The sequence below is a fragment of the Candidatus Cyrtobacter comes genome (assembly GCF_034470605.1).
Taxonomy (GTDB): domain Bacteria; phylum Pseudomonadota; class Alphaproteobacteria; order Rickettsiales; family Midichloriaceae; genus Cyrtobacter; species Cyrtobacter comes.
Genome location: NZ_JARGYT010000071.1, coordinates 1 through 6,171, shown reverse-complemented (window position 1 = coordinate 6,171; position 6,171 = coordinate 1). Strand labels below are relative to the sequence as shown.

At 32.7% G+C, this 6,171-nt stretch carries 3 protein-coding genes, 1 tRNA gene and 1 pseudogene; 1 reads left to right on the top strand and 4 read right to left on the bottom strand.

The features are described from left to right. Positions 1-553: 553 nt before the first annotated feature. The 3 genes and pseudogenes from Cyrtocomes_RS04800 to gltX all read right to left on the bottom strand — a co-directional run bounded on the left by Cyrtocomes_RS04800 (position 554) and on the right by gltX (position 3,498). Positions 554-856 (bottom strand): hypothetical protein, encoded by a 303-nt coding sequence (locus tag Cyrtocomes_RS04800; RefSeq protein WP_322498059.1) that lies wholly within the window; start codon positions 854-856, stop codon positions 554-556. A gap of 398 nt (positions 857-1,254) precedes the next feature. After that, positions 1,255-1,380 (bottom strand): annotated as a pseudogene (locus Cyrtocomes_RS06165) (transposase); the annotation flags it as partial. 750 nt (positions 1,381-2,130) lie between these two features. Then, positions 2,131-3,498 carry a glutamate--tRNA ligase gene (gene gltX / locus Cyrtocomes_RS04795; protein WP_322498058.1) on the bottom strand — a complete coding sequence of 456 codons (1,368 nt, stop codon included), beginning with the start codon at positions 3,496-3,498 and terminating at the stop codon, positions 2,131-2,133. Positions 3,499-3,690: 192 nt separating this feature from the next. Between gltX and Cyrtocomes_RS04790 the strand changes: the two genes are divergently transcribed. Further along, a tRNA-Ala gene (locus Cyrtocomes_RS04790) sits at positions 3,691-3,766 on the top strand. A gap of 23 nt (positions 3,767-3,789) precedes the next feature. Here the strand turns inward: Cyrtocomes_RS04790 and Cyrtocomes_RS04785 are convergent. Continuing rightward, on the bottom strand, positions 3,790-5,895 hold the full coding sequence (locus tag Cyrtocomes_RS04785; RefSeq protein WP_410519705.1) for a DNA translocase FtsK: 2,106 nt from the start codon (positions 5,893-5,895) through the stop codon (positions 3,790-3,792). Positions 5,896-6,171: the final 276 nt, after the last annotated feature.

Here is a 6,171-nt window from a genome sequence, read left to right as displayed (position 1 = left end):
CGATCAGAGATTGGGCCTTAGCTCTCAATCAGTTCCACATCTTGTTCCCTGACAGATGTAGGGCTTAAAATTCAACTTACACACTTAACGTGACATACCATTCCTAATGGGCTAGCCCTTTGTTTTTAAATTAAAACGAGCCTGCCTTATTAAAAGAATTCTTTAATTCTACCAATGAAGTTTTTGTTTTGTAATGGTGTATGGAGATTTTGTAGTACTTATTTATAATCACCTGTATATAAATGCTCTATTTTATAAAGCTCTTTAAGGTCTAATGCCAGCTTAAGATAAGCTCTTCTTACCTTTAATCAATTCAAAATCAATAACTTATCCTCTATCAACAGCAATCCATATAAATGTGAATTCTCTTTTTGGTCTTTTTTATACATAGCTCGTCTACCTCTAAGATCTCATGTCAGTGTATGCTGTTGCGACTCTTATCTAGCTTTTCTTGCACATAGCGCGGCTTTCTAATCCATTAATCTGACTGTTATGGTTTTTCCTATAAGCTTTTCTATTGTCTTAATTCACCAGTACTCAAATTTTATAACTTTTAGCCTGTCGCTAATTGTGTATTTTTGGCTCTTATCCCATTTTCTATAATTCTTTTTGCTATGTCCATAGCGCTGCAGCCTACATACCATTCTATTCTTAGAACCAGTAAACTTTTTGACAAATTTTTCATCATAATTTTTGCCAATTCTGTAAAAGCATTAGCCGAAGAAGTGGTGATTTCGTAAACTTTAGATAATCTTCTAAAGTTACCAAGCGAATGAGCGCCTCCACTGCTGAACCTTAAAACCACATCATCTGACTTAATTATAGTAAGTAAACATCCATGAAGATGAAATCGCAAATCTCCTTGATAACCATTTAAGATCTTGATTAGCCAATTTTTCCTTTAATCCAAATAATTTTGCACAAGTGCTATAGCTAAAGTGTCATAAAAATGGCACATGATTAATTTTGAAAATAGCTTAGTTATTATTGGGTTAAATTTAACAAAATTACTGTTTATGTAATCATTTTATACCGCTTTAGCTATATCATGGAGAGTATGAACTTTCATTGGGTAGCCGAGAGTATCAAGAACTATATGACGTTTCTTTCCAGCCATCTTTTTGCCATAACCTTGCTCCTAATTTTTTAAAAGAACGTGTTTTTGACGGTTAATAATTCCAATGCTTGATTCCTTGCCGATTTGACGTCTAGTCATTGTTTCATTCATTAAATCCTCAATTATACCCCTATGTTTTAGCTTATTAAAATAAATAGTTGAAAACTCTTTTCCATGGATGGCTCAAAATCTTTTGGCAAATCTCTCCAAAAACAGCCATTTTTTGTTACATAAAACATAGCATCCCATAGCCTTCTTGCGTCCTTAGGTGCTCCTACTTCCCCTTTTTCCTATTTATTATTTTTTCTATTAAATCACACTCTTTATCAATAGTGTCACTATTTGTTTGACATTCTTATCACTTTTGATGCCTGTATTCCTTTCAACATTTCATCTTTTACGTGACTGGTTCTTATTATACTCACCTTGAATACTTAATAAACATCCTTAACTCCGTTTTACCCATATAGATATCACATATAGCTAAGTCTCCATAAAAAAGTTACATGGCTAACTTTGAAAATACTTTAGTTATCATTGAGTTAAGTGTAACAAAATGACTCATTATATAATCATTTTATATAGCTTTAGCTATGTCTATAAATATTAGGCAATGCAAATTACGAATTAAGACTTCGTGAATTTGTGATCTATTTCCTCCATAGAGAGCAATGCTCTGATGTTAATTTAGGCCATATTGTAGGTAATGTTTTTAATACAATATGTAAGGCCGCATATGCTGGGTATTAATGAATTAGTTATGGATAGCTGTTAATTTAAGTTTTGTGAAAAGTTTTTCAATTCATCGCATATGCTGGCAAGTCTAAATCGCTGAAGATGTAGCAAATGTCCGAAAATACTGCGTTTAACAATTCTTATGTTCTTTAATAATGATCAAAGTTGATAGATATATCTATCATGCTGAATTTCGAAAAAGGTCTTATGTAATAAACTCTCTACAGAGTGTATAGATCCTTTATCCTCCTTTATAAAATATTTTCTTTTATTTAAGTTCACAAGGCACAAATCCGTCTAAGAACCTCTTCTTTTCCTAGTGCATATATAAAATCATATAAGCCTTGTGATTTAAATGTACCTATTATAACTGACCTTAATTGCTTCATAATTGAATTTTTTGAAAAATTACTCTGAGCTATAAGTGCTTCGCATGTTGTCTTAATTGAATCTAATTGCCAATTCTCCTCTCTCTGTAATACATTATATAAATTCTTAAAAAATTCTTTATTAAGCCCACTTATGACTATATCTTGACATTTTTCATCTAGGATTATTTCATCTGAAATCAGTAAATTGGCGTATTCTTGAAGCTCATTTAATGTGTGAGAACGTTTTTTTATTTCTTTTATAGCACGTTCTATTCTGAGTATTTTCTCCTTATCTTGTATATTGAGACTGTTAGATAGGAAGTATACAAGCTCCTCATCGCTTTTTATATTAATATAATGATGATTTAAAAAGTTTAATTTATCTATATCAAACCTAGCGGGGGACCTGCCTAAATCAGCAAGATCAAATATCTTTGTTGCTTCATCCATTGTAATGATCTCAATATCATCCTTACCCCAACCTAATCTCAATAGATAATTTGCTAATGCTTCAGGTAGATAGCCTTTTTCTTTATATTCATTAGTATCAGTAGCACCCTTTCTTTTAGACATTTTCTCTCCCATTTTATTATGTATTAATGGGATATGTGTAAAGCTTGGTATTTTGCACCCTAAAGCCCTATATATTATAATTTGATAAAATGTATTGGTAATATGGTCATCACCTCTTATTACATGCGATATTTTCATATCTGCATCATCTACAGCTGCTGCAAGTGAATATGTAGGAAATCCATCTGACTTTAGTATTATTAGATCCTCAAGTTCTGTACTATTAACAGATATTAAGCCTCTAATCTCATCATGAAATTCAATTATTCCTTCTAAATCACATTTTAGCCTTATGACATGATCTTTTCCTTTTATGATCTCATCTTTATCACGCCATATACTTTTGATCTTTGCATGAGGAGATTCTAGCTTCATATTATTTATTTCTTCTTGTGAAAGGTAGCACCTATATGCAAATCCATTTTTTACAAGATAATCTACTTTTTGCTTATAGAGATCTAATCTCTGGGATTGGAATATAATCTCATCATCCCAATTTATGCCTAGCCATTCAAGATTTTGTGTAATTTGATGTACTAATTGAGGGTCTGAACGCTCTCTATCTGTATCCTCAATTCTTAGGAAAAATTTACCATTATGTCTATGGCTAAATAGCCAATTAAATAGAGCGGTTCTTACTCCACCTATGTGTAACCTCCCTGTTGGGCTGGGGGCAAACCTAGTCCTTATTGGATTATTCATCAAAACTATCTAATTCAATACTTGAATTCAATATAAAGGCTTATACCTGTATCAACAATATACTTTTTGCATTATCTTTAGTTGGTGCAAAAGGTAATAATACAAATGGGTTTATTTGTGAATTATTAGCCATATCTAAAATTTTTTCTTGTGTACAATAGAGAAATTGTTATTATGCCTACAATTGTTTTTGGGGTTATGGCGCAGTTGGTAGCGCGTTTGAATGGCATTCAAAAGGTCGGCGGTTCGATCCCGCCTAGCTCCACCACAGGTTTATGGATTGTACTTGATTTATTTCAAAATCTCCCTTTTCCCAACGTGATTTGCCGCACTAACAATTCCTTCTTGCTCCATTCTATCAATTAAAGCCGCAGCTCTATTATACCCTATTCTTAATTTTCTTTGTATATAGCTAGTACTTGCTTTCTTCTCACTAAGTACAATTTCTAATGCGGCATTATATAAATCTGCATCTTTATCACCACCTGAACTCTGAATTACCTCTTGTTCATCATCTTCTGTAATACCATCCACATATTGGGGTAATCCTTGCTTTTTCCAATATTCTACAACTCTTTCTATCTCATCTTCACCAATAAAAGGACCATGTACCCTTTCAATCCTGCCACCTGTACTCATATATAACATATCTCCCATACCTAATAATTGTTCAGCGCCCTGCTCACCTAGTATTGTCCTACTATCTATTTTCGATGTAACCTGGAAGCTAATTCTGGTTGGGAAATTTGCTTTTATTACACCTGTTACAACATCTACAGATGGTCTTTGTGTGGCCATTATTATATGTATACCAGCAGCTCTTGCCATCTGTGCAAGCCTTTGTATCTGCGCCTCTACCTCTTTTCCAGAGACAACCATCAAATCAGCCATTTCGTCTATTATAACAACTATGTGTGGAAGGATATTTGATTTGATCTTTATTTTTTCATATAGCGGTTTACCACTTTCCTTTTCAAAACCTACTTGTACCTTTTTATATAGGTTATTTGATGAGGAGATTTTAGTATTATACCCAGAGATATTACGTACACCAATTGCAGACATAGCCCTATACCTTTCCTCCATCTCTTTAACAAGCCATTTTAATGCTATTACAGCCTTTTTAGAATCAGTAACAACCGGTGATATAAGATGTGGTATATCCTCATATACAGAAAGTTCTAGCATTTTTGGATCTATCATTACAAGCTTGCACTCATCTGGTGAATGTTTATATAGTATTGACATTATCATTGTATTAATAGCAACAGATTTACCAGAACCTGTAGTACCAGCAACAAGTAAGTGCGGCATCTTTGCAAGGTCCGCAACTACAATATCGCCAGCAATATCTTTTCCAAGAGCAAGTGGTAACGTAGCTTTTTTAGAAGAAAACTCTTCTGATTCCAAAACATCTCTAAGTAATATCATTTCTCTATGATCATTCGGTAATTCTATACCAAGTAGGTTTTTACCCTGTATAGTTGAGATTCTTGTTGAAAAAGCACTCATAGACCGCGCTATATCATCACAAAGGCCCATAACCCTAGATGCTTTTGTGCCTGCTGCAGGCTCAAGGCTATATAAAGTGACTACAGGCCCTACTTTATATCCAACTATTTCCCCTTTTATACCAAAATCAGAAAGGACAACGGCTAGCTTCTCTGCAGCATATTTTGGGTCTGCTTTATTTGTATTATTTTTGAGATCACTTTTTTTTAATAGATTTGTACCAGGAAGCTTATATAGATCTTTATTATTATGTTCCAATTTAAATGATTCTTTTTTTACCTCTATCGTATTGTTTTCTGATCGTGTCTTTTTGCTAAAAATAAACCTCAATCTGGTAATTGAAAATTTAATAAAAATTCCAATACAATAACTCAGTAAAAAAAAGAATCGTATATAGCCTTTTATTGGTATAGAAATAACAAAAAAAAGTGCAATAAAAGAAACGAATAATAACCCTAATGTTATTATATATCTCGGGATAGCCGAATCATGCAGCTCGCCATATACATAGTCACCTAATATACCACCGTAGCCTGTAAAATCCGCATCTGGGATCGCTATATTTTCAATTAAAGCGAAGGCAGCAGATATAATGGGAAGTACAAATAAATTTAATATAATTATATTAAGCAAAGATAGTTTTTGATTAGAAAATATCTTTCTAGAAGAGAGAATTAATATAGATAAAAAGGGTAAAAAGGCCGCAAAGCCAAGTAGTAACATTAAAAACTCACAGCAAGATCTAAAGTACCAAAAAACTAGGTTATATAGTTCATAATGTGTAGTTAGTTCAGTATTTGTGTAACCTAATTTTAATATTAGAAGACCGGTGATAAAAATTATGGAACACAGAATAAGTATAAATGATAAGATCTTTGTATACATTTCCTAAAGTGGCTAATTATATGCCACATATTAACCGCCCAAAGATGTATTTAGCAAATATCTTGTTTTGCAAACTTATGCAGATTTATTACTGCGTGCATAAAACTCTCTTTCTGCACTTCCGGTAAACTAGCTTGGCGATATATAAATTCTAGATATATTTTATTTTAAACAAACTAGGCACTGTTAACAAAGGTTTTGCCAAATAATGGAAAAGATGCAATATTATATTGGAGGCGATAAATATGGTATTTAGATGGATAAAAGGTTGTTTCC